We start from the raw sequence: 24,126 nt of genomic DNA on the forward strand, positions 1-24,126 counted from the left end.
GCGGGGCGACCGCGCGCCCGCCCCGCCTGCGCACCCACCCGTTCATGCCTGTACCGACACGATCACATCCCGGCCCGATCGTCCGAGGAGGCGCCCGTCATGTCCCCCGCACTGCCCCGGCACCTCGACCCGGCCCCACCGCCGGGCCCGCTGCCGGCCCGTGCCGCGTTCCCCAGCTCCGCCCCGCACCTGAGCCTGAACGGCGACTGGCGCTTCCACCTGGCCCCGGATCCGGCGCACGTGCCGGACGCGTTCTGGTCCGAGACGTTCGACGACACGGCCTGGGACCTGCTGCCGGTCCCCTCCCACTGGCAGCTGCACGGCTACGGCGCGCCCGTCTACACCAATATCCGCTACCCGTTCCCCGTCGATCCCCCCTATGTCCCCCAGGAGAATCCGACCGGCTGCTACCGCTACGGCTTCCGTCCGCCCGAGCCCTGGCCCGACCCGGACCGGTCGGTGCTGCGCTTCGAAGGGGTCGACTCGTTCTTCACGGTGTGGCTGAACGGTACCGAGGTGGGTTCGGCCGGTGGCAGCCGGCTGCCGTCCGAGTTCGCCGTGGGCCATCTGCTGCGGCCGGGCACGGAGAACGTACTCGCCGTCCAGGTCCACCAGTGGTCGGCGGGCTCCTATCTGGAGGACCAGGACACCTGGTGGCTGTCGGGCGTCTTCCGCGAGGTGTCGCTGCACACGCGGCCCGCCGGGGCGGTCACCGACTACCGGGTGCACGCCGGCTACACGTCCGCGACGGGCGAGGGCGTCCTGTGCGTGGAGGTCGACGCCGACGCCGTGGACGCGCGTGTGCGTGTACCCGAGCTCGGTGTGGACGTCCCGGCGGGCGAGCGCGTCACCGTCCCCCGGGTCGAGCCGTGGAGCGCCGAACTGCCGCGCCTGTACGAGGGATCACTCACCGCGGCGGGGACCGTGGTCCCGCTGCGCATCGGATTTCGCACGGTCCGTATCGACGGTCATGTGTTCACCGTGAACGGCAGGCCGGTGAAGCTCCACGGCGTCAACCGCCATGAGTTCCACCCCGACCGGGGCCGCGCGCTGACCGCGCGGGACATGCTCGACGACGTCGTCCTGATGAAGCGTCACCACATCAACGCGGTACGCACCAGTCACTATCCGCCGCATCCGTACTTCCTGGACCTGTGCGACGAGTACGGCCTGTACGTCATCGACGAATGCGACCTGGAGACCCACGGCTTCATCCTGGAGGCCGGCTGGCGCGGCAATCCCAGCGACGACCCGGCGTGGGAGGCGGCCTGTCTGGACCGTGCCCGGCGCATGGTGGAGCGCGACAAGAACCGTCCCAGCGTGGTGATCTGGTCCCTGGGCAACGAAGCGGGCAAGGGACGTAATCTGCACGCGATGCGCGCCTGGATCTCCGGGCGGGACGCGTCCCGCCCGGTCCACTACTCCGGCGATGTCGAGTGCAGCGACATCTACAGCCAGACCTATCGTGAACACGCCGGTGTGGAGCACATCGGCACCGGCGGTGAGCACCCCGAGAAGCCCTATCTGATGTGCGAATACGCCCACGCCATGGGCAACGGACCCGGTGGACTCGCCGACTACCAGCGGCTGTTCGAGACCCACGAGCGGCTGATGGGCGGGCTGGTGTGGGAGTGGAACGACCAGTCCCTGCGGACCCGTGATCCCCTCAGCGGCCAGGAGTTCTTCGGCTACGGCGGCGATTTCGGCGAGGAGATCCACGACGGCAACTACATCGCCGACGGACTGCTGCTCCCCGACCGCACCCCGACGCCCGGCCTGCTGGAACTCAAGGCGGTCATCCAGCCGTTGCGCCTGACGATCGTCCCGCGGTCCGGCACGGTCACGGTCACCGTACGCAGCACGCTGCGCTTCGCGGACACCTCCGCACTGCGCTTCCTGTACGACGTGGTCACCGACCACGGCGTGGTGGACTCCGGACCGCTGGACGTCCCGGTGATCCCGGCCGGAGGCGAGGCGACCTGTGCCCTGCCCGCCATCGCTCCCACGGGCCGCGAGACGTGGCTCACGGTACGGGCCGTCCTCGCGGCGGCGAACCGCTGGGCCCCCGCCGGGCACGAGGTCGCCTTCGGCCAGGCGCGCGTGGCCGAGGGCGCGCCGCCCCAGGAGCCGGAGGCCGCGGCCCGGCACTCGCGACGGCCACCGGCGGCGGAGCGGCTCTCCACGGACCGGCACCCGACCGGTCAAGTCGCCTTCGGCGAGGGAACCTTCGACGTCCACACCGGACGGCTCCGCTCGCTGGGCGGTACGGAGCTGGACGGGCCCGTGCTCGACATCTGGCGGGCCATGACCGACAACGACCGTGAGCCCGGCGCGGAACTGCGCGGCTCCGAGGCCGCCCGTACCTGGCGTCAGCGCGGCCTGGACCGTATGCGCCATCGCACCGACCAGGTGCAGGCCGACGATACGGCTCTCACCGTCCGCGGCCGGCTCGCGCCCGCCTCCGAGCAGTTCGGGCTGGCCGCCACCTACCACTGGAGCGCGGTGCCCGGTGGTCTGCGGCTGCGCCTGACAGCGGCGCCCGACGGCCCGTGGCCCGCGGACATGCCGCTGCCGCGCTTCGGCGTGCGTCTGGCGGTACCGGCCGGCTGGAGCCTGGTCCGCTGGTTCGGGCTGGGGCCCGGCGAGTCGTACCCCGACTCCCGTGCGGCGGTACGGGTCGGGCGCTGGGAGCACACCGTCGACGCGCTCCAGTTCCCGTACACGTTTCCGCAGGAGAACGGCCATCGCAGCGAGGTGCGTTGGGCCGAGCTGACGCCGCCGGACGGATCGGCCGGCGGCATCCGCTTCGAGGGCCGGCCGCATCTCGGGTTCACGGCGCGCCGCTGGACCACCGAGGACCTCGACGCCGCCCGGCACCCGCACGAACTCGTCGCCCGCGACCGTGTCCACGTCCATCTCGACCTCGCCCAGCACGGACTGGGATCCGCCTCCTGCGGACCCGACACACTGCCGGCCCATCGGTTGACGGCGGCCCCCATGGACTTCACGGTGGTGCTGCGCGCGATCCCCTGACCACACCGGAACATGCCCACCGCTCCACCTGCTCACTGCTCCGCACGTCCCGGAATGAGATGAGAGACGGAGAAGACATCATGTCCCAACCACCCCGCCCCGCACGCGACATACCCCCCTCGCTCCCCCTCACCCGACGGCGTGCCGTCGCCGCGCTGGCCGTTGCCGGCGTGGGCGCCGTCACGTCGGGCTCCGTGGCATCCGCGTCCTCCGCCACACCGCCCTCCGCCGCGCCCTCCTCCCGTCGCGGGCCGCGCCTCCTGGCGGCCGAGCGGATCAACGCGCGCACGCTGAACCTGCGGATCGAATCCCCCGCACTCGGCCGCACCGGCAATGTGACCGTGCTGCTGCCGCCCGGCTTCGACAGCGCGCCCACCCGCCGGTGGCCCGTGCTGTATCTGCTGCACGGCTGCTGCGGAAGCCCCGGCTCGGCCGGCTGGGGCAACGCCGACGCCCTCACGGCCCGGACCCCCGCCCTGGTCGTGATCCCGGAGGGCGGACCCGCGGGCTTCTACGCGAACTGGTGGAACCAGGGCCGGTACGGGACCCCGGCCTGGGAGACCTTCCACCTCAGCGAGGTGCGCCTGATCCTGGAGCAGCAGGTGCGGGCCGGTGACCGACGCGCCGTGGCCGGGCTGTCCATGGGCGGCCACGGCGCGCTGTACTACGCCGGACAGCATCCGACGCTGTTCCGCGCGGCCGCGTCCTTCAGCGGTCTCGTCAACACGGCGCGGTACACGACCGGCATCCAGAACATCGTCAAGGGGCAGGGTCTCGATCCGCTCGATCTCTGGGGCGATCCCACGGCCCAGGCGGGCCTCTGGCGCGCACACAACGCCTACGAGCTGATCTCCCGGCTGCCCCGCGGCTTTCCCGTCTACGTCAGCAGCGGCAACGGGCTCCCCGGCCCGTTCGACCCCCCGGACCGTACGCCCGACAGTCTGGAGGCGACCCTCGACGTGATGGCCGGGGACTACATAGCCCGCGCGCGGTCCCACGGCCTGAATGTCACGGCCGACCGTTACGGGCCCGGCACCCACACCTGGCCCTACTGGGAACGCGCCCTCACCCGTGCGCTCCCGATGCTCACGGCGGCGATCGGCGCGACGTGAGTGTGCCGCCTCCGGGGCCCAGGAGCAGGACCAGGCCCGGGTCCAGGCCCAGGTCCAGGCCCAGGAACATGACCGGGGACAGCACCAGGACCAGCACCAGGACCGGAACTGTCCTAGTGCCGTCGTAACGTCTGACGTGCGAGGACGACCCTGGATCCGGACCGGTACGAACCGGTCCCGACCGATCCGGACCGACACACGAAGGACGTAACGACATGCCCACCGCCGACGAGTTGATCAGCGCGGCCACCGTCAGACAGCTGGCACGCGTGCTCGGCGCGACCACCGCGCCGGGCACGTACGGGTCCACGAGCTGGTCCGCCGTACACGCGAGCGCCGAGGCCGTCGGGCCGCTCGGCCTGAGCCAACGGGTCGGCGCCGTACGTGACGCGCTGGTCCAGGACCTCCCCGGTACGTACCGGGCCGCCGCGGACGTCTTCCGTGCCGCCCTGGCCGATCCGGGGTTCTCCGGCTGGATGATCTGGCCGGTCTCCGAAGCCGTGGCGGTGCTGGCCACGGACTCGGCCCGCTCCGCCGACTTCGAGGACGGCCTCGCCCTTCTCGCCGCCCTGACACCCCGGCTGACCAGTGAATTCGCCCTGCGGACCTTCCTCAACGCGGACCTCGGAAGGGCGTTGCGGACCGTCGGCACCTGGACCGCCTCCGCCGACCCCTCGGTACGGCGGCTGGCGAGCGAGGGCACCCGACCGCGGCTGCCCTGGGCGAAGCAGGTACCGGAACTGCGCCGCCGGCCCTCCGTGACCGTGCCGATCCTCGACGCGCTCCACACCGACGCCGACGAGGTGGTCCGCAGATCCGTGGCCAACCACCTCAACGACATCTCACGGCTCGACCCGGCCCTCGCGGTCTCCACGGCGCGCGGCTGGTCGGAGCGCGCCGCTGCCGCCACCACGCCCGCGGTGGTCCGGCACGCCATGCGTACCCTCGTCAAACAGGCCGATACGGCAGCGCTCGATCTGCTCGGATTCGCCCCGCCTCCCGAGGACTTGATCGTCACCGGGCCCAGACTGCTGAGCGCGAGGGTCACCCAGGACGACGCACTGGCCTTCGGTGTCGACCTCACCAACGGGGGGCCGGAGCCGGTCCGGCTGGCCGTCGACTACGTCATCCACTACGTCAAGGCCAACGGCACCACGTCGCCTCGCGTGTTCAAACTGACCACGCGGACCCTGGCCGCCGGAGAACGGCTCGCGCTGGAGCGCCGGCACTCCTTCCGCCCGATCACGACACGTCGGCACTACCCCGGCGAACACGCCCTGGAGATCCAGGTCAACGGACGCCGCTCCGGGAAGGCCACGTTCGACGTCGACCTATGAGGGTCGTCGTCCCGGGGAGAGGCGCCACTCACACCTGTACGACCTCAGCTCTCGCACCACCCCCCACTCAAAGGAGAGTAACGATGGGGCACGAGAGAACGACGCGGTCACGCTTCCGCGGTACGGGCCGTATACGGCGCCGCACGGGCCTCCACTCGGGGCTGCCAGCGCTCGCCCTGGCGATCTCCCTCGCCGTCCCCGGCAGCGCGGTCGCCGGACCCGCGGGCGCCGCGCCCGTCCGGGCGGCGGCGGGCGCACCGTCCCCGGCCGAGCAGTGGAACATCCTGCGGCCGAAGCTGGAGGGCATCAAGGGCACCTGGACGAACCAGAGTTACACCGGCTCGGTATCCCGCACGATGCCGGACACCGCCCTCCTCGGGAACGGCGACGTGGGGGTGACCTCCGGCGGCAGCACGGGCGTGAAGTCGTTCTACGTCTCCAAGGGCGACTTCTGGGCGGGGAACCCGACGACGAGGAGCGCGCCCATCGGCGGTGTCACCCTCCAGAGCACCACCGCCCAGGACAACCCCGACCTCGCGCTCGGCGCCACGGCGACCGCCGGCAGCACGACCGACTCCTTCACCGCGTCCCGCGCGGTCAACGGTCAGTGGGGCAGCGGCTACGAAGGCTGGGTCTCGGCGATCGGCAAGCCGCAGTGGATCGCTCTCGACCTGGGCTCCGTCAAGACGATCGCGCGCTTCGTGGTGCGCAACGACAACGCGGCGCGCCCCGGGAACGAGGCGTTCAACACGAAGAACATGACGTTCCAGACCAGCGCGGACGGCACCACGTGGAACACCGTCGACACGGTCACGAACAACACGGCCGATGTCATCGACCGGACCGTCACCGCCGTACGGACGCGCTATGTCCGGCTGCACATCACCGAGCCGACGCAGAACACCACTCCCGACTCGACGAACAACCCGCGCGCCCGTATCGGGCAGATCTCGCTGTACGCGAGCGCGGGCGGTACGCCCCCGCCCGCCCAGCCGTTCCGCGAGGAACAGCACATCGTCGACGGGTCGGTCACCACGTCCGTGTCGATGGGCGACACCCCGCTGTCGATGAGGACATGGCTGGCGGCCGAGAAGAACGTCCTGGTCACGTCGGTCACCTCGACCGGCTCCCGGCCGGTGCGGCTCCAGGCGTCGACGTTCGCCGGTGCCATGGGCAGCCCGAACCCCCAGTACGGCAACGCGTCCGGCGTCGACGGCCAGGTGATGTGGGCCGAGCGCGCCACACCGTCGGGGCCGAACTGGGTGTCCCGCGCGGCCCTGGCCTCCACGGTGCTCGGAGCCACCGCCGTCCAGCCGCCCACCTCGTCCGGCCCGACGGCGAAGACGGTCTTCACCGTTCCGGCGGGCGGCACCGTGACGCTGGTGACGGCGGTCACCGGTGGCGGCCGGAACCCGGCGGCTCCGCACGACGACGCGGTGGCGCGGGTGCGGGCGGAGAACGCCGGTTCCATCGGAACGCTCGACTCCCAGCGGGTCGCCTGGTGGAAGAACTTCTGGATGCGGTCGGCCGTCAGCCTGAACGACGCCGCGCTGGAGAGGTACTACTACCCCGCCCAGTACTTCATCGGCGCCTCCAGCCGCGCGGGCAGGACCGCTCCCGGCATCTTCGGGATCTGGACCACCACGGACGACCCGATGTGGGACGGTGACCTCCACCTCAACTACAACGCGCAGGCGCCGTTCTACGGGGTCTACTCCAGCAACCGCCCCGATCTCGCGCTGCCGTTCCACGAGGCGATCCTCTCCTATGTGCCGGAGGCGCAGCGCCGGGCCAGGCAGGATCTGCGGCGGGTGCATCAGGAGTACGTCGCCTCGCGCTTCCCGAGCGGGGGTGTGCCGTCGGGTGTCCTGTTCCCGGTGGGGATCAGCCCGTTCGGTTCGGCGAGCGGCTCGACCACGGACGACCAGTACCACCAGCAGGTCTCCAACTCCCTGTTCTCCGCGACGCAGTTCGTGGCGTACTACGAGTACACACAGGACGAGGACTTCCTGCGCACCAAGGGGTATCCGTTCCTGAGCCAGGTCGCGCGGTTCTTCGAGCACTGGGTGGAGCGGGACGCGGCCGGCGCGTACTCGCTCTGGGGCGGTCCGCACGAGGGCACCTGGGGCAAGAACTCCTCGCCCGACCTCGGCATGCTCAAGCAGGTGCTCGCCGCCGCCGTTTCCGGCAGCCGGAAGCTGAACGTCGACGCCGACCGCCGGGCGGTCTGGGAGAACATCCTCGGCAACCTGCCCGCCCAGCCGACGACCACGCTGAACGGCAGGACGGTCTACTCGCTGGCGAGCGGCATGCAGGGCACGGATACCCGGCTGATCCGGCCGGGTGACAACACCATCAACCTCGAATTCATTCAGCCCGCCGACCAGTTGGGCGTGAACTCCGACGCCGGCCGGCTCCAGGTCGCGCGCGACACCGTGACCGCGATGAACTCGTGGGGTCAGGAGAACAGCTTCCCGAAGATCTTCAACCAGGCCGCGCGGGTGGGCTATCCGGCGGATCAGCTCATCGGAGCATTCACGTCGGTGATCTCGACGCGTACGGCGCCGAACCTGCGGATCACCGACCCGCACCACGGCATCGAGAAGTCGGGCGCGACCGAGGCGATCAACAGCATGCTGGTGCAGAGCGACGCGTCCGTCATCTCGCTCTTCCCCGTCTGGCCCGCGGCCAAGGACGCGAGCTTCTACCAGCTGCGCCAGAAGGGCGCGTTCGTGGTCTCCAGCGCGAAGGCGGCGGGCACGGTCCAGTACGTGGACGTCCGGAGCGAGGCGGGCGGCACGCTGCGGGTGAGGAACCCGTGGTCGGCGGCGTTCACGGTGACCGACGCGGCCGGCAACGCGGTGCCGTACACCACTGCCGGGGGTGTGATCACGGTCCAGACGGCGGCCGGGCAGACGTACCGCCTCAATCCGGCCTGAGAAACCGGACGCCGGCACCGAGATCGGCACAGAGATCGGCATAAGGATCGGCGCAGGACAGGGCGGGTTTCCCTCGGCCGGGGAAGCCCGCCCTGCCTGTCGTACGGCTCACGCCCGGTGTGCCGGCAGGGCCTCCAGTTCGGCCGCGAAGAACAGGGCGGGGTCGAAGCCCATTCCGCTGAAATGGCCGGCGAGTTCCAGGGACAGGACGCCGTGCAGCCGGGTCCAGAACGTGAGGGCGAGCTGGAGGACCGCGGGCGGGGCCGGGTGATCGCCGGCCCAGGCCCGGTGATCTTCGAGGTGCGTGCTGAACGGTGTCGCGGGGACGTCCGGGGCGAGCGCCGTGCACGCGTCGAGCAGGGTGGTCATGATCTCGTGGGAGATGCCGGTGATGTCCTCGGGCGCGTGGTAACCGGGGACGGGGGTGCCGTAGATGAGGAGGTACCGCTGAGGGTCCTCCAGGGCCCAGCCACGCAGAACGTGCGCCAGTCCGGCCGGATCGGCACCGTCGGCGGAGGCCGCACGGAGGGCGTCGGCGAGGCTTCGGTACGCGTCCCGGATGAGTTCGGTGATCAGCTCGTCGCGGCCGGCGAAGTAGCGGTAGAGCGCGGGTCCGCTCATGCCCATCCGCTTGGCGATCGCGTTGAGGGAGAGCGCGGACGCTCCCGCCGTCGCGATCTGCTCCCAGGCACGCTCCTTGACCTCCGCGCGCACCTGGGTGCGATAGCGCTCGCGGGGGGTCTCCGTGTCCGGTTCCGCCATGGTCCGCCACCTTCCCCAGCCTTATGGCTACAAGTTCACGATTTCGTTAGAGGCTATCACGCAACCTGTTGACCTGCCGGTTCGCGATGAGTTATAACTTCTAACGAACACAGGAGCTTCTAACGAAGGGCGGTGACCTCGCCCGGACGGTGACATCACCGCCGGGATCGCCACCCCTCCCGCCCACTCGACACGCCACGCCCACCCGGCAACCGCCAAGGAGATCACCATGTCCCGCATCCACAGCACCGGCGTCCGCGCCGCCCTGTTCACCGTCCCGGTCGTCGTCGCCGGTGTCCTCGGCACCGCCGCCGCGCCCGCCGCCGCCACCCCTCAACCCGCCACGTCCCTCACCTGCCGCGGACAGGGCGTCGACCCCACAGCCCTCGTCCGCGCCAAGACCGAGACGGTGATCCACGCGCCGCTGAGCACCATCTGGAAGCTCCAGACCGACGTCGAGAGCTGGCCGTCCTGGCAGCCCCACGTCGAGACCGTGGAACGCCTCGGCCACGGCCCGTTCCGGAAGGGGTCGGCGTTCCGCTGGACGACCCCGATCCCTCCCAACCCCGCGACTCCCGCCACCAGCCTGGAGATCACCTCGACCGTCGAGCAGCTCAAGCGCGACTCCTGCATCCGCTGGACCGGTCCCGCGATCGGCGAGGGACTGCGCATCGACGGCGTCCACGTATGGAACTTCACCAAGGTCAAGGGCGGCGTCCTCGTGCGCACCGAGGAGACCCACACCGGGGACCAGGTGGAGGCGGACGTGCCCACCGCGACCAAGATCCTCGCCGATGGCCTCGAAGCATGGCTGAACGACCTGAAGACCGCCGCCGAGGCCCGCGCCGGTCACTGCCCCCGCTGAACCCCGCACCGGGCCCGCACCCGCGCCGCCGTCCCCCTCAGCCCTGCGCGAGGAGGGCGGCGGCGCGGCGTCTCCGCGGCGGCCACCGGCCTAATCGATCATCAGATCTAACCATTCCACAACGAAGATCCGGCATATGACAAGCCGTCAGAAAGGTTCACCGAACCCGCCCCATGGACATTCCGCCAACGGTCGGCCACCTGGACGGGAAGGGCCGGTACGCAGGTCAAGCGCGAATTCGCCGAGCCGATCCGGCCATTCCGATTGACCTCGTGAAGGGCCGCTCATCGGGCCCGCGCGATTCGGTTGGATCGTTCCCAGGCCGCCGAGCGCGCGCGATTTTCCCTGAGGCACGCGCCCGTTGGCGTTCTTGACGGCTTAAGATCGGGCCGCGCAACTGGGGCCTCCTCCGCCCCATCCGCAACGAGCGCCACTGCCCCACCGACCTAGCAGCGTCCCCCACCGACACCCCGCCACAACCCGTTAACAGGTATCAGCGTGTCACCGATACTCAGTACCGGTTCCGGCGATGGAGCCGCGCAGTGAAAATCAATCGTCGCCTCGCCCTGCTCGTCACCGCGCCTCTCACCGTGGCCGTCGCCTTCTCCGGTCTGGCCCTCGCCCCCGCGACCAACCAGGCGCTCCAGGCCCACCGGCTGACCGAGATGGTCGATGTTGCCTCCACCGCAGGAGAGTTGACCCATCAGTTGCAGCGCGAGCGGGCGGCAGCCACCGCACTGGTCTCCAAACAGGGAGATACGGAGGCGTTCCGGGAGAGTTCCCAGGCGACCGACACACGTGTCGCCGAATTCCGCGCCCGGATCGCGCAGTTGTCCGAGGTGCCCGGCAGCGCACAGGCCGCGCTGGACCGTATCGAGCGCTTCATCGACGAGATGCCCTCGCTGCGCGCCCAGGTGCGCTCCGGCGACATCACCATCTCCGCGCTCGCCTTCGGCTACAGGATCGTGATCGCCGACCTCAACGGCTACCGCGAGGGCATCGCGCAGGCCGACGGCGTCGACGCCGACATCGCGGACCGGATCCGCGCCGCCGCCGCTCTCTCCGAGGCGGCCGAGCACACGGCCCAGCAGCAGGTCACGGTGTTGAGGGCGCAGGCCGCGGGCGGCTTCACGACCGCCTCGCAGCGGACGTTCGACGCCGGCCGGCTCGGCTACACCGAGTCGATCAACGTCCTGTTCGACCTCGGCCCCGACCAGTGGCGGACCTGGCTGGAGCGCACCCTCTCCGGCGCGAAGGCGCTGGAGGCCCGACGGCTCGAGGACGAGATCGGGCGCACGGGAACGAGCAAGGACATCGACGTCACCCCGAAGGAGTGGCAGAAGGCTTCCCAGGACCGTCTGACGCTGCTGCGTTCGGTGGAGACGCGGATCGACGCGTCCGTCCTCTCTTCGGTCTCCGACGCGCGCACCACGCTCTTCTGGATATCCGGGGCCGAAGTCGCCCTGGTGCTGCTGACCCTGGTCGGCGCCGTCATCGTCGCCATCCGCCTGGGTCGCGTGATGATCCGCCGGCTGCGTGATCTGCGCAACGCCGCGCACGAGGTCGCCCACACCGGGCTGCCCGCCGTGATGAGCGAACTGTCCCAGCCCGGCGCGCTGAGCGGCGCGACCCCCGAGCAGGTCGCGCGCGCGACCGGCAACCCGGTCACGACCACGGGCGAGGACGAGATCGGCGAGGTCGGTGAGGCGTTCAACGCCGTCCACCACGAAGCCGTACGGCTGGCCGCCCAACAGGCCCACATCCATGAGCAGTTCGCGGACACCCTGGTCGGAGTCGCCCGCAGGGGCGCGCAGTTGACCACCGTCATGGTGTCCGAGCTGGACGCGGTGCAGCGCGACGAGGCCGATCCGGCGCGAATGAAGACCCTCTTCGCTCTCGACCACCTCGCCATCCGCATGGAGCGCAACACCAACAGCCTGCTGGTGCTCGGGGGGTTCGGGCAGGCCCGGGTGCGCTCGCAGGACGTCGACTGCTCCACCGTCATCATGGCCGCGGCCCAGCAGATCGAGCGCTTCGACCGCGTGTCGCTCGGCGTCGTCGAGTCGGAGATCGGCATCGCCGCCCGCGCCGTGCACGACGTGGCGCACATCCTGGCGGAACTCCTCGACAACGCGACCCGGTTCTCGCCGCCCGACAAGCAGGTCGGGGTCGCCGTATGGCGGCTGTGGGACCGGGCCGTCGTGCAGATCGTCGACGAGGGCGTGGGCATCACCGCGGAACGCCGCGCCGTCTGCAACGCCGCGCTGCGCGAGCCGCGGTCGGGCATCGGGGACATACGCTCCATGGGTCTGCACGTGGTGGCGCGGCTCGCCGCGCGCCACGGCATCACGGTCGAACTGTGCGACTCGTCCGGTCCCGGCACCATCGCCGAGGTCGCCCTGCCCGCGAGCGTGCTGGCCCCGGCCCCTCGGAAGGCCGCACCGCCGCCGCAGGGCACGCTCGGCGCGAACCGTGACCACGGCAGCCGTGACAACGCTGTACGCCACAAGGCTCCTCGTCCGGCGGCGCAGCCCAGCCGGCCCGCCGGGACGCGGAGTGCGCCCCCGGACACGGGCCACCGGGTCGCACCGCCCGGCGAGAGCAACGGAACCAACGGGTTCCACGGTGGCGGTCCCGACGCCGGAACGCGCGAGCCGGAGCGCGAGCGCGGCGCCGCACCCGCCCGGCCGCCCGTACGCGACGAGCCGGTTTCACGCATCGCCGGAGTGAGCTCCTCGGGACTGCCCGTGCGACAGCGCAACGCGCCCCCTCAGCGGGCCACCCTGGGCAAACGGGACGGCTCCGAACAGCGCTCCGGCGCCACACCCAGGCCCTCGCCCCGCCGCCGGGACTCCCGGCAAGTCTCCGACGTCCTGGCGGCCTACGCCCAGGGCATCAACCGGAGCACCAACCAGCGCCGGCGTTCCACCACCGACGACGACACCGAACGGAGCGAGAAATGACCTCACCCGCCGACCTGAGCTGGATCCTGAGCGACTTCGCCGGACGTATTCCGGAAGTCACGCAGGCGATAGCCGTGTCTGTGGACGGACTCGCGCTGGCGTACACCGGTGTGGATCGTGACGACGCCGACCGGCTGGCCGCCATCGCCTCCGGCGTCGTCAATCTGCTGTCCGCAGCGGCCCAGTTGACGAACACCGATCCCGTCGAGCACAGCCTGACGGCGATGGAGGGCGGCTACATGTTCTCGATGGCCGTCTCCAGCGGCGCCTCGCTGCTGGTGACCACCACCAGGGACGCGGACATCGGTGAGGTCAGCTACATGATGTCCGAACTGATCAACCAGGTCGGCGACTCGCTGTCTCCCCAGGTCCGCGAGCCGAGCACCGAGCACGCGCGCTGATCACCCGGCCGTTCCCGTACGACCGGACCACCCGCTCCGCCCGTTCCTACCGATGAGAGTTCCTATGTTCTTCGACCTGTCCCTTTCGCGCCGCCGCAGACTGCGGCCGGTCGGCGCCGCCGCCCTCGCCCTCGGTCTGGCGGCCGTCACCGGGTGCAGCGGCGACACCGGAGCCGGCGACGACACCGTGAAGGTCGGCCTGGTGGCTTCACTGTCCGGCACCTACAAGCCGGTCGGCACCGACCTGCGGGCCGGTTTCGAGCTGTACCTGGAAACCCACGGCAACAAGCTGGGCGGACGCGAGGTCGAGCTCATCGTCGCGGACGAGGGCGACGGTCCGCCGACCGCCGTTCCCGCGGCCACCAAGCTGGTCAAGAAGGACAAGGTCGACGCGCTGACCGGCTTCGTCGGCGGAGGCTCGGTCAACGCGGTCCTGCCGCTGGTCGACCAGGCCAAGATCCCCTTCCTGGGCTCGAACGGCCGGCCGCCCGTCAAGGACCTCGAATACGTGTGGACGACGAGCTTCCTGTCCGACGAGCCGGGCAAGGCCATCGCCCCGTACGTCAAGGAGAAGGTCGACGGACCGGTCTACGCGATCGGCCCCGACTACCAGGGCGGCTACGACGAACTGCGCGGGTTCACCGAGGAGTTCAAGCGCCAGGGGGGCAAGCTCGCCAACCCCGACGGCAAGACCGCCTGGACGCCGTTCCCGAAGACCACCAACTTCATGCCGTACTTCGCCGAGATCGCCAAGACGGACGCCAAGGCGGTGTACTGCTTCTACGCCGGCAAGGCCGCGATCGACTTCGCCAAGCAGTACGCGCAGTCCGACATAGCCGACCTGCCGCTGTACACGGCCTTCGTCACCGAGGGCAGTGTGCTCCAGGCGCAGGGCGACGCGGCGAAGGACATCTACTCGGTCCTGAACTACGCGCCCGACCTCGACAACGCGGCCAACCGCAAGTTCGCCGCCGACTGGACCGCCAAGCACGACACGCAGCCCACCACGTACGCGATGGCGTCGTACGACGCGGCCGCCGTGCTGGACCAGGCGATCGCCGACGCCGCGAAGGACGGTGACGTGACGCCGCAGACCATCAACAAGGCCATCGCGGACCTGGGGCAGATCGACAGCCCGCGCGGCGCCTGGGAGTTCGGCGACAAGGCGCACTCGCCGGTGCAGAACTGGTACCTGCGTCAGGTGCGGCCGGACGGCAACCAGCTGGCCAACGTCATGGTCCAGGACCTGGCGACGCTCGGCGGCTGACGTGGAACTCCTCGATGCCCACCTCATGCCGGCGGTGGACGGCGTGGCCTACGGGCTGCTGCTGTTCGTCGTCGCCGCCGGCCTGAGTCTCGCCTTCGGCACCGCGGGCGTGCTGAACCTGTCGCACGGCACGCTGTACGCCATCGGCGCCTACACGGGCGCGGAGTTGAGCGACGGAACCTGGGGCGGCCTCGTCCTCGGGCTGGCCGCCGGAACCGCGGCGGCGTGCGTCGCGGGCGCGGGACTGTCCGCCGCGACGGTCCCGCTCGCCCGGCGTGGGCATCTCGCGCAAGCACTGCTGACGTTCGGGCTCGCCCTGGTCGGCGGTGATCTGCTCATCCAGTTCTTCGGGGCGGACGAGCTTCCGGTACGCGTGCCCGAGGCGCTCGACTCCTCGGTCACGCTGCTGGGCCACCGGTACCCCGCGTACCGGCTCTGCTTCATCGTGATGGCCGTGCTGCTCGCCGCGTTCGGCACATGGGTGCTGACCAGGACCCGCGTGGGCGCGGCGGTACGGGCCGCGGCCGACGACCCGCAGATGCTCGCGGCCACCGGCCACAACCCCCGGGCGGTGCACACCGGCGTCCTCGCGGCGGCGGGTGCGCTGGCCGGCGCGGCGGGCGTGCTCGGGGCGCCGATCATCGGTCCCGGGCCCGGCACGTCCGAGAACGTACTGATGCTGTCCCTCGTGGTGGTCGTGCTCGGCGGGCTGCGCTCGCTGTGGGCGACGTTCTTCGCGGCGATCGCCGTGGGCGAGGTCCAGACGCTGGGCGTCTCGGTGGCGCCGGACCTGGCGCCGTACCTCCTCTTCGCCGCGATGGCGGCGGTGCTGGTGCTCCGCTCCCGCTTCGCGGAACCGGCGGCGTCACACGGCCCGGAGGGTCCGTCCTCGGATCCGGTGGCCCGGCTGCGGCGTCAGCTCGCCGCTCGGTTGCGCCGGCGGCCTCGCGGCGCGGCGGCGGCGCCGTCCGGCAGGGGCGGGGGCGGGTTCCCGGAGACCGGGTGGCTTCCGCGCGGGGCCGCGTGGCGGCGGGCCGCCCCGCTGCTCGTGACGCTCGTGGTGCTGGTCGCGTTGCCGTGGATGCTCGACTCGTACAGCATCTCGCTGGCCGGTTCGGCCCTGGCCCTGGGACTGCTCGCGGTCAGTGTCACCATCCTCACCGGCTACGCGGGACTGCCCACCCTCGGGCAGACCGCGCCGTTCGCCGTCGGCGCGTACGCCACCGCGAACCTCGCCCAGGCCGGGTGGACCATGGGCCCGGTGCAGATCGTCCTCTCGGCGCTCGCGGCCGCGGTCTTCTCCGCGGTGACGGGGCCCGCCGTGATCCGGGCCCGTGGCACCACCGTGCTGATGATCACGCTCGCCATCGGTGAGCTGACCGGCGCGGTCATCAACCAGTTCAAGTCCGTCACCGGCGGCGCCGACGGTCTCGTCGGCTTCCCGTCCACACAGGCCCTGTGGGGCGGGGAGGGGATGACCGAGGAGAGCGAGGTCTACACCTACGCGCTCGTCGTCGCCGTCATCGCCGTCACCGTCACCCTGCTCGTCCTGCGCTCCCCCGCCGGAAAGCTGCTGACCGGCACCCGGGGCGCCGAGGCGCGGATGCGCGCCTCGGGACACCCGGTGGAGCGCTACCTGCTGGTGGCGTACGTCTGCGCCGGCGCGCTGGCCGGTGTCGGCGGCTCGCTGATGGTCACCGTCCAGCAGTACCTCTCCCCCGCCGACGTCGGCTTCGAGATCGCCGCGTTCGCGCTGCTCGCGGCCGTCATCGGCGGTACGACGTCCGTGATCGGCGCTCTGATGGGCGCCGGGCTCATCGTCATCACGCGGGACTGGGTCGCCAGTTCGTGGCCCGGCCACGGGCCGCTGCTGCTCGGCGTGCTGTTCGTCGCGGCCGTGTATCTGCTGCCCCGCGGTCTGGCCGGCCTGCGCGGCGGACCCGGCCGGAGCGGGCCGTCGCCCGACGGGTCCCGGCCCGACGGCCGGCCGCCGGCCTCCTCCGCACCCGCGCACACCCCGACCCCCGCCGGGAAGGTCTCCCCATGACGCCCCCACCGACCGCCGCGTCGGCATCCCCGGTGCTGGACCTCACGCGCCTCACCCGCAGGTACGGCAGTCTCACCGCCGTCGACGACGTCAGTCTGCGGCTCCCCGCGGGCGCCCGGCACGCCGTCATCGGTCCCAACGGCGCCGGCAAGACCACCCTGCTCAACCTGATCGCGGGTACCGACCGGCCGGACCAGGGCACCATCGTCCTGGGCGGCACGGACATCACCCGTACGGCCACCGCCAAGCGGAGCCGGCTCGGCATCGCCCGCAGCTTCCAACAGCCGTCGGTGATATCCGAGTTGACGGTGCTCGACAATGTCGTACTGGCCGGCTGGCCGCACCACCCGAAGCGCCGCGGCGCCTGGCGCAGCCCGTCCCGCCACCGGCTGCACACCGAGTCCGCCGGCCGTCATCTGGAGGCCGTCGGCCTCGCGGACCTCGCCCATCGGCCCGCCTCCACGCTCTCCCACGGACAGCGGCGCATGCTCGACCTCGCCGCCGCGCTGGCGGGTGACCCGCGCCTGCTGCTCCTGGACGAACCGGCGGCCGGGCTGACCGACGGTGACATCGGCCGGCTGCTCGGCGTCCTCGGGGGTCTGCCGGAGAGCGTCGCGATCATCCTGGTCGAGCACCATGTCGAGGTCGTCGCCCAACTCGCCACGACGGTAACGGTCCTGGCCGCCGGACGGGTGATCGTCACCGGCCCGACCCAGGAGGCGCTCGCGCACCCCGAGGTCCGCGACGCGTACCACACCACCGGCACGACGGCGGACGGGTCCACGGCCGACGCCGCACGGCCCACCGCCGGCGCGTCCACCAGCCCGTCGACCGTCGGCGCGTCCACCGCCGGGCCGGCCGCCACCGATCCGTCCGACACCGGCCCGTCCGCCGACGCGAGAGGGTGACCGACCCCCGATGCTCGAACTCACCGGCCTGACCGCGGGCTACCACGGCGGCACCGTCCTGCACGAACTCGACCTGTCGGTGCCCGCCGGCACGGTCCACGCCATCGTCGGCCACAACGGCGCCGGCAAGACCACGCTGGTCCACACCGTCGCCGGGCTGATGCGCCCCAGTGCCGGTGTCGTACGGCTCGACGGCCGGGACGTGACGGGGCAGCCCGCACACCGGATCGCCCGCGCCGGGATCGGTCTCGTACCGCAGGGCCGCCGCGTGTTCGCCGGGCTCACCGTCGCCGAACACCTGCGGCTGTCGTACCGTCCGCCGCGCCGCGGCGACACCACGCGCCCCAGCGTGTGGACCCCCGCGCGCGTCCTGGAACTGCTGCCCCGGCTGGGCGAGCGCCGGGGCAACCGGGGGACGGATCTGTCCGGCGGCGAACAGCAGATGCTGGCACTGGCCCGCGCGCTGCTCGGCTCCCCGAAGGTGCTGCTGCTCGACGAGCCGACCGAGGGCCTCGCGCCCGTACTCGTCCAGCAGGTCCACGAGTTGGTGACCACGCTGGCGGACGAGGGCATCGCCGTCGTGCTGGTCTCCCCCAGCCCGGCCCAGGCGGCCGAGTGCGCCCGTACGCTCACGGTCCTCACCTCGGGACGGACGACATTGCGGCTGGACGGCGCGGACGCTCGTGCCGATGCCACCGCGCTGTACGCCGCACTCGAACTCGCGCCGACGGCCGTCTGACACACGGGCGCCGACGGGCGCGAGGGCGGTGACCGGGACACGGTCACCGCCCTCGTCGCGCCCCGGGTCCTCCGGGTCCTCCGGGCCTACTCGGCCTTCATGCTGTGGCCGCCGAAGCCGCTGCGCCGGTCGGAGCCCCTGTTCTGGTCCTGCCACCACACGTCGAACTCCGGCTGGCCCATGGCGGACCAGTCCGGTGTGTTCTCGACCTGCGCGCTGCCCATCCTGCGGGCGAGGGCGACCATGGCCGCCCCGACGGCGCGGCGATCGGCGTCGTACTTCTCCAGGACCTCCTGCCAGCTGCTCCCGGCCGTCCAGGCGGCCTCCAGGGCGGTGGCGTCCTGGAGCGCCTTCACACTGCCGCCGCCGATGTGCGGCCGGGCGACGCTGGCGGCGTCGCCGACGAGCACCATCCGTCCCGAGGTGTAGCGCGGCACCTCCAGGTCGTAGATGGGCTGGATGAAGGTGGTCTCGGGGGGCGTACGGAGCACCCTGAGCGCCCAGTACGGCGGGAAGTTGTCGGCCACCAGGGCGCGCAGGTGCGCGATGAGCTCCGAGTGCAGACGGCCCGGCGGCAGCGAGGTCGGGGTCAGCAGGTCGGGGTGGAGGCCGTCGGTCCGCGGGGGCCTCGTGTAGAGCACCCAGTTGAGCCGGTGCCCGCCGTCGCCGTCCGGGATGCGATAGATCATGCAGTGACCGCCGGGGAAGACGACGTTGTGCGCGTCCTGGCCGTCCGAGGGGAGGTCGGCGACGTCCGACGACGTACCGCGCCAGCCGATGTAACCGGCGTACGTCGCGCCGGCGCCGGGGAACATGGCCTCGCGGACGGCGGACCGGTACCCGTCGGCCCCGATCACGACATCGAAGTGCTCCTGGTGTCCGTCCGCGAGCCGCAGTGTCACGCCGTCGGCGTCCGGCTCGACGCCGGTGACCATCGCGCCGGACCGGTAGGTGACCTCCTCGGGCACCCGGCGGCGCAACTCGCTCCACAGCGAGCCCCAGTTGTAGGCGCGGAAGGGGAACGGCTGCTCGCCGACGGCCCGGCCGTGGTCCGCCTCGCCGTCGCGCATGCTCCACACCCGCCGGGTCAGTGGCGCCCACGGCATCTCGGGGGCCACATAACCGGCGTGCCGCAACTCGTCGTAGCGGTCGTTGTGAAGGGCGATCCCCACTCCCCTGTCACGGAGTTGGGCGTCGGCTCGCTCGAAGACGGTGATCTTCTCCGCTCCGCCGCGCGACGCGGCCAACGCCGTGGCACACCCCGCTATGCTGCCGCCGACCACGGCGACGCTGCCTCCACGCATGACTGGCTCTCCACTCACTTGGTGTTCCGGTCACCGTTCCGGCCACTGTTCCGGCCGCTGTCGCGTCGGCGTGACCGGCCGGAAATCCGCTTGCACTGGCGCTCGTTGTCCCGTAACCCGCGTGGTCGGGACACGGACGGAATCCTATCGAGCATGTGGCCGGTGCCCTCCCGGAATCACCCCGCCGTGATGCGGAGCCTGACGGTGCGGGATTCGGGGCGAAGCGCGAATTCAGGCCATACATCCGGTCCACAGGCCCGTGAGCCGAGGCCGTGCTGGGCCGCGTCGATGATCAGGTGACTCGTCGTCGACTCCGGAAGTTCGTAGGGGTGTGCGGCTCGTGCGATCTGCTGGGGGGTGTGGCGGCTGAGCGTGAAGCCGGGGCGCCGCCCGCGCGTGTCCGGAAGGGTCGTGACGCGCAGCACTTCGGTACCGGCGCTCGTCAGCGCCAGCTCTCGCAGCCGCGAGCGGTGCCCCGTCTCCTGGGGGCGCGCGTAGTCCACGGACAGATCGCGGACGGTCGAGGAGAACCGACCGGTGCGCGCCGCGCGGAGACTGTCGGGATAGGACTCGAACGGGCCGAGGCCGAACCACTCGGCGCCGTCCACGGGAGCCGTGCCGTCGGGCAGATCGAACCGTATCCCGATCCGCGGCCACACCGTCCGCCAACCGCTCGACGGCTCGATCTCCACACGCAGTTCGAGTGCACCGCCCACGAGCGACCAGACCGATTCCACGGTCACGGACGAGGCGGAGTTCGCCGCCGAGACCCTGGTGATGGTGCGCAGGGCCGTCGCGGTGCGCTCCACGGACACGCGCCGCGTGATCAGCCGGTCGAGACCGTCGCGCCGCCACAGTTCGGCGTTGGACACCCCGGCGACGCTGCCGTCGCTCTCCCCGACGTCGTCCGACGCGCCTTCGTCGTTGTCGGTGGGGGCCCGGAACAGCTCCAGCCGCGGGCCGGTCACGGCGCGGCCGGCGAGACGTACGAGGGACCCCTCGGTGAACTCGGCGATGCCGAGCGTCAACGTGCCCTCGCTCCGGCGCCAGTCGGTCTCGGGCCGGACAACCGGCGCGGGACGGCGCGTCGAACGGTCCAGCTGCGCGGTCGCGATCACATGCCCGGCGGGCGCCCAGGCGGTCCCCTCCGCCAGGACGGCGTCGATGGTGAGCCACGTCTCCGCGTCCCGCGACACCGGGATCCGGGGCAGCGGCACACGCGCCGACTCGCCCGCCGCGATGACGGGGACCTCCAGGTCCCCCTCGTCCACGGGCGTTCCGTCGTGCTCGACGCGCCAGCGGAAGCGCAGGTCGGACGTGTCGGCCGAGTGCCGCAGACTGGTCAGCGCGAGCGCGTCGCCGTCGAAGGTGAAGCGGACCGGCTGTACGACCGCCTTGTACTCGTGGAGGCTCGGGGTCGGGACGTCGTCGCTCAGCAGCATGCCGTCCATCACGAAGTTGCCGTCGTGCACGGCCTCTCCGAAGTCGCCGCCGTACGCGTAATAGGGCGTGCCGTCCGGGGTCGTCGTCAGGATGCCGTGATCGCGCCATTCCCAGACGAACCCGCCGTGCAGCCGCGGGTGTTCGTGCACGAGCGCCTCGTACTGGTCGAGCGCTCCCGGCCCGTTGCCCATCGCGTGGGCGTACTCGCAGAGCAGGAACGGCTTGGAGCGCTGCCGGGCGCCCTGCGCGGGCGTGCAGTTCAGCAGCGGCGCGCGTGAGCCGTCGGTGCCGATCTGCTCGGTCTCGGACACCGACGCGTACATACGGGAGTAGATGTCGGTGTACTCGCCGGCGTGGTCGCCTTCGTAGTGCACGGGCCGTCCGGCGTCACGGGCATGGACCCACGCCGACATCGCGGCGAGGTTGCCGCCGGTCCCCGCTTCGTTGCCGAGCGACCAGATCACGACGCTGGGATGGTTCTTGTCCCGTTCGACGGTGCGCTCGACGCGGTCGAGACAGGCGTCACGCCACGCCGGGTCGTCGCTCGGGTTGCCGGCCCAGTCGAGGCGGTCGAAGCCGTGTGTCTCCAGATCGCATTCGAGGACGACCCAGAACCCGAGTTCGTCGGCGAGGTCGAGCAGCCGTGGATGCGGCGGGTAATGGCTGGTGCGGATCGCGTTCACGTTGAACCGCTTCATACGGGCCAGGTCCTCGCGGGCGTGGTCCTCGTCGAAGACGCGTCCGCGCTCGGGGTGGGTCTCGTGGCGGTTCATGCCGTGGAACACGACACGGCGGCCGTTGACCAGGAACTGGTCTCCGACGATCTCGACGGTGCGGAAACCCACCCGCAGGGCGATGCTCTCCGCGGCCGTCGACACGGTGGCGTCGTACAGGCGTGGCCGCTCGGCCGTCCAGGGCTCCACGCCCTCGATGTCGAGCGGGGCCACGTCGTCCGGCGTCGACCAGACCTGTTCGACGCCGAGTTCGGGGAGGCGCAGGGTGACCGGGTACGCCGCCGCGTCGGCGGTGACCTCCGTCTCGATCCGTCCGCGCCCCGTCTCGAACCCGGTGCGCAGCCAGACGTCCTCGATGCCTCCGGCAGGCCGTGCGATCAGGGTGACCTCACGGAAGATCCCCGGCAGCCACCACTGGTCCTGGTCTTCGAGATAGCTGCCCGCCGACCACTGGTGCACGCGTACGGCGACGACGTTGCCGCCCGGACGCACCGACGAGGTCACATCGAATTCGTGGGCGAGCCGGCTGCCGGCGGCGCTGCCGATCTCGTCGCCGTTCACCCAGACCTTGAAGAGGGACTCGACACCGTCGAACCGCAGCACGACGCGCTCGGCCTCCGACCAGTCGGCGGGCATCTCGAAGTGGCGGCGGTAGTCGCCGGTGGGGTTCTCGTCGGGGACATGCGGCGGGTCGATCGGGAACGGGAACTGCACGTTCGTGTAGATCGGCCGGCCGTGGGCCCCGTCGCCCTGGAGCACCCAGTGGGAGGGAACCGGGATGTCGCCCCAGCGGCTGTCGTCGAAGCCTTCGGACGCGAAATCCTCCGCCACCGCCGCCGTTCGCGACAGACGGAAACGCCAGTGCCCGTTCAGCGAACGGGAAGGGGCGTCGGAGTGCAGCCACGAGCGCGCCGCGCGGAGTGCGCCACGCCCTGGTGCGGTGTCCGACACATACGCGGAAAGCTGGGAGTGCACGAGGTCACAACTCTCTCTTGATGACGAAAAGGATCTGCGCGTCCGGCCGCGAGCGGTTGTCTACCGCACCACGACCGTCCGGATCTCCCAGGGGCCGAGGGCGAGTTCCAGTCCGTCCGTGACCGGTGTCGCGGAGAGCGGTCTGCCGAGCAGGTCGACCGTGGTGGCTTCGGTGAACGCGCCGGTCACCCGGGCGGTCGAGCCCGTATCGCTCATCGCGGCCAGCCGCACCTCGGTGCCGGGACCGCGCTCGTCGCCCTCGACGCGGCGGATGCTCGATACGAGGATGTCCGCACCGTCCACGCGCAGCCCGGCCGCGTCGGGCGGCAACTGGCCGCCTGCGGGCGCGGTCCCGCGGGCGACCAGCACGTCGTTGCGGAAGTCCTCGGCGAGAGCGACCGCGTTCGCGCCCTGCCAGCCGGTCGACGAGGGGACGACGGCGAAGCGGTTCTCGACGCGCATGCCGAGATCCTGCGCGCCGGGTGCGGGGATCTCGCTCGCCGCGGGCTCGTCGCGCAGTGGATGGATGTTGACGCTGATGGAGCCGATGGCACGCAGCAGTGTCAGGGCGATGGCGGAGCCGTCGCCGACGAGTTCGTACTCGGTCGCGTGGTCGACGAGTACGGTGGCGGCGCCTGCCGACACGAACGAACTCGCGGGGAAGGTCGGGATCGGGTATTCGCCCCAGCCGCCCTCGGCGGTGAGTCCCCGCTCGGTGACGGCGAACTGCCCGGCGGACGCGGACACGGTCACCGGCTCGGGCAGGGGCACGTGGAAGCGCAGCCGGTGGTCGGCCGACTGGTTCAGGAACGATGTGGAGACCCGTACGAACGGCTCGCCCACCCGCACCTCCACGAGTGTCTCCACCGGGGTCGGCACGGTCCGGCTGTCGCGCAGGTCGCGCTCGTCGGAGGAGAGCGCGACGGGCCACTCGTACACGCGCGTGACACGGGTCCTCGCCCGCAGCGGGCCGTCCTCGAGGAGTTCGACGGTGACCTCGGTGGGCTCGGACACGAGCACGTCCTGGGCCGGCGGGGCGTAGTTGTAACTGTCGCCGCGATCGCCGCCGTCGACGAGGCGGCCGACGCCGCGCAGCACGGTGCCGTCGGTCCCGGTCATGTCGAGGGTGCCGTCGGCGGCGATCGTGACCTCGACCAGTCCGTTGGAGAGCGTGCGGTCCGTCGCGGTCGCGGGCGCGGCGGCGGTCGCGGGCGCGGCGGCGGTCGCGGGCGCGGCGGCGGTCGCGGGCGCGGCGGCGGTCGCGGGCGCGGCGGCGGTCGCGGGCGCGGCGGCGGTC

14 protein-coding genes and 1 pseudogene are annotated in these 24,126 nt (G+C 71.6%); 11 read left to right on the top strand and 4 right to left on the bottom strand.

What is annotated here, in order from left to right; genetic code table 11:
* Nucleotides 1–99 precede the first annotated feature (99 nt).
* The 4 genes from ACIOGX_RS22755 to ACIOGX_RS22770 all read left to right on the top strand — a co-directional run bounded on the left by ACIOGX_RS22755 (nucleotide 100) and on the right by ACIOGX_RS22770 (nucleotide 8,421).
* Entirely contained in the window at nucleotides 100–3,033 is a 2,934-nt protein-coding gene (locus ACIOGX_RS22755; RefSeq protein WP_401915654.1) for a glycoside hydrolase family 2 TIM barrel-domain containing protein, read from the top strand.
* Between the two features lie 80 nt (nucleotides 3,034–3,113).
* A complete protein-coding gene (locus tag ACIOGX_RS22760; RefSeq protein WP_401915656.1) occupies nucleotides 3,114–4,145 on the top strand; it encodes an alpha/beta hydrolase in 1,032 nt (343 codons plus the stop codon).
* 215 nt (nucleotides 4,146–4,360) lie between these two features.
* Nucleotides 4,361–5,482: a DNA alkylation repair protein gene (locus tag ACIOGX_RS22765; RefSeq protein ID WP_401915658.1), complete on the top strand. Its 1,122-nt coding sequence runs from the start codon at nucleotides 4,361–4,363 to the stop codon at nucleotides 5,480–5,482.
* Nucleotides 5,483–5,565: 83 nt separating this feature from the next.
* Nucleotides 5,566–8,421, top strand: a complete 2,856-nt coding sequence (locus ACIOGX_RS22770) for a glycosyl hydrolase family 95 catalytic domain-containing protein (protein WP_401915661.1) — start codon at nucleotides 5,566–5,568, stop codon at nucleotides 8,419–8,421.
* A 108-nt stretch (nucleotides 8,422–8,529) separates the two neighbouring features.
* On the opposite strand, the gene ACIOGX_RS22775 is transcribed toward ACIOGX_RS22770, so the two are convergent.
* The gene (locus ACIOGX_RS22775; RefSeq protein ID WP_356508012.1) at nucleotides 8,530–9,183 is read right to left on the bottom strand and encodes a TetR/AcrR family transcriptional regulator; all 654 of its coding nucleotides are present in this window, start codon (nucleotides 9,181–9,183) and stop codon (nucleotides 8,530–8,532) included.
* Between the two features lie 229 nt (nucleotides 9,184–9,412).
* Here ACIOGX_RS22775 and ACIOGX_RS22780 point away from each other — a divergent pair, with 229 nt between their 5' ends.
* From ACIOGX_RS22780 to ACIOGX_RS22810, 7 genes are all read left to right on the top strand, one after another.
* Nucleotides 9,413–10,048, top strand: coding sequence for an SRPBCC family protein (locus ACIOGX_RS22780; RefSeq protein WP_401915664.1), 636 nt, complete (start codon nucleotides 9,413–9,415; stop codon nucleotides 10,046–10,048).
* Between the two features lie 542 nt (nucleotides 10,049–10,590).
* Complete coding sequence (locus ACIOGX_RS22785; RefSeq protein ID WP_401915667.1) at nucleotides 10,591–13,011, top strand: nitrate- and nitrite sensing domain-containing protein; 2,421 nt, start codon at nucleotides 10,591–10,593, stop codon at nucleotides 13,009–13,011.
* Entirely contained in the window at nucleotides 13,008–13,412 is a 405-nt protein-coding gene (locus tag ACIOGX_RS22790; protein ID WP_129768427.1) for a roadblock/LC7 domain-containing protein, read from the top strand. The genes ACIOGX_RS22785 and ACIOGX_RS22790 overlap by 4 nt, the downstream gene beginning before the upstream one ends.
* 64 nt (nucleotides 13,413–13,476) lie before the next feature.
* Nucleotides 13,477–14,679 (top strand): ABC transporter substrate-binding protein, encoded by a 1,203-nt coding sequence (locus ACIOGX_RS22795; RefSeq protein WP_356508018.1) that lies wholly within the window; start codon nucleotides 13,477–13,479, stop codon nucleotides 14,677–14,679.
* Nucleotide 14,680: 1 nt separating this feature from the next.
* Nucleotides 14,681–16,726 (top strand): ABC transporter permease, encoded by a 2,046-nt coding sequence (locus ACIOGX_RS22800; protein ID WP_401915671.1) that lies wholly within the window; start codon nucleotides 14,681–14,683, stop codon nucleotides 16,724–16,726.
* A complete protein-coding gene (locus ACIOGX_RS22805) occupies nucleotides 16,723–17,634 on the top strand; it encodes an ABC transporter ATP-binding protein (RefSeq protein WP_401915674.1) in 912 nt (303 codons plus the stop codon). Before ACIOGX_RS22800 ends, ACIOGX_RS22805 begins: the two co-directional genes overlap by 4 nt.
* A gap of 10 nt (nucleotides 17,635–17,644) precedes the next feature.
* Nucleotides 17,645–18,373 (top strand): ABC transporter ATP-binding protein, encoded by a 729-nt coding sequence (locus ACIOGX_RS22810; protein ID WP_401915676.1) that lies wholly within the window; start codon nucleotides 17,645–17,647, stop codon nucleotides 18,371–18,373.
* 86 nt (nucleotides 18,374–18,459) lie between these two features.
* Here ACIOGX_RS22810 and ACIOGX_RS22815 read toward each other — a convergent pair whose 3' ends face one another.
* From ACIOGX_RS22815 to ACIOGX_RS22825, 3 genes and pseudogenes are all read right to left on the bottom strand, one after another.
* Complete coding sequence (locus tag ACIOGX_RS22815) at nucleotides 18,460–19,677, bottom strand: FAD-dependent monooxygenase (protein ID WP_401761830.1); 1,218 nt, start codon at nucleotides 19,675–19,677, stop codon at nucleotides 18,460–18,462.
* Nucleotides 19,678–19,853: 176 nt separating this feature from the next.
* A complete protein-coding gene (locus ACIOGX_RS22820; protein WP_401915679.1) occupies nucleotides 19,854–22,829 on the bottom strand; it encodes a glycoside hydrolase family 2 TIM barrel-domain containing protein in 2,976 nt (991 codons plus the stop codon).
* Nucleotides 22,830–22,889: 60 nt separating this feature from the next.
* Nucleotides 22,890–24,126, bottom strand: a pseudogene (locus tag ACIOGX_RS22825) (alpha-mannosidase); the annotation flags it as partial.

Origin of the sequence: Streptomyces sp. NPDC088147, assembly GCF_044741565.1 — a bacterium.
GTDB lineage: Bacteria > Actinomycetota > Actinomycetes > Streptomycetales > Streptomycetaceae > Streptomyces.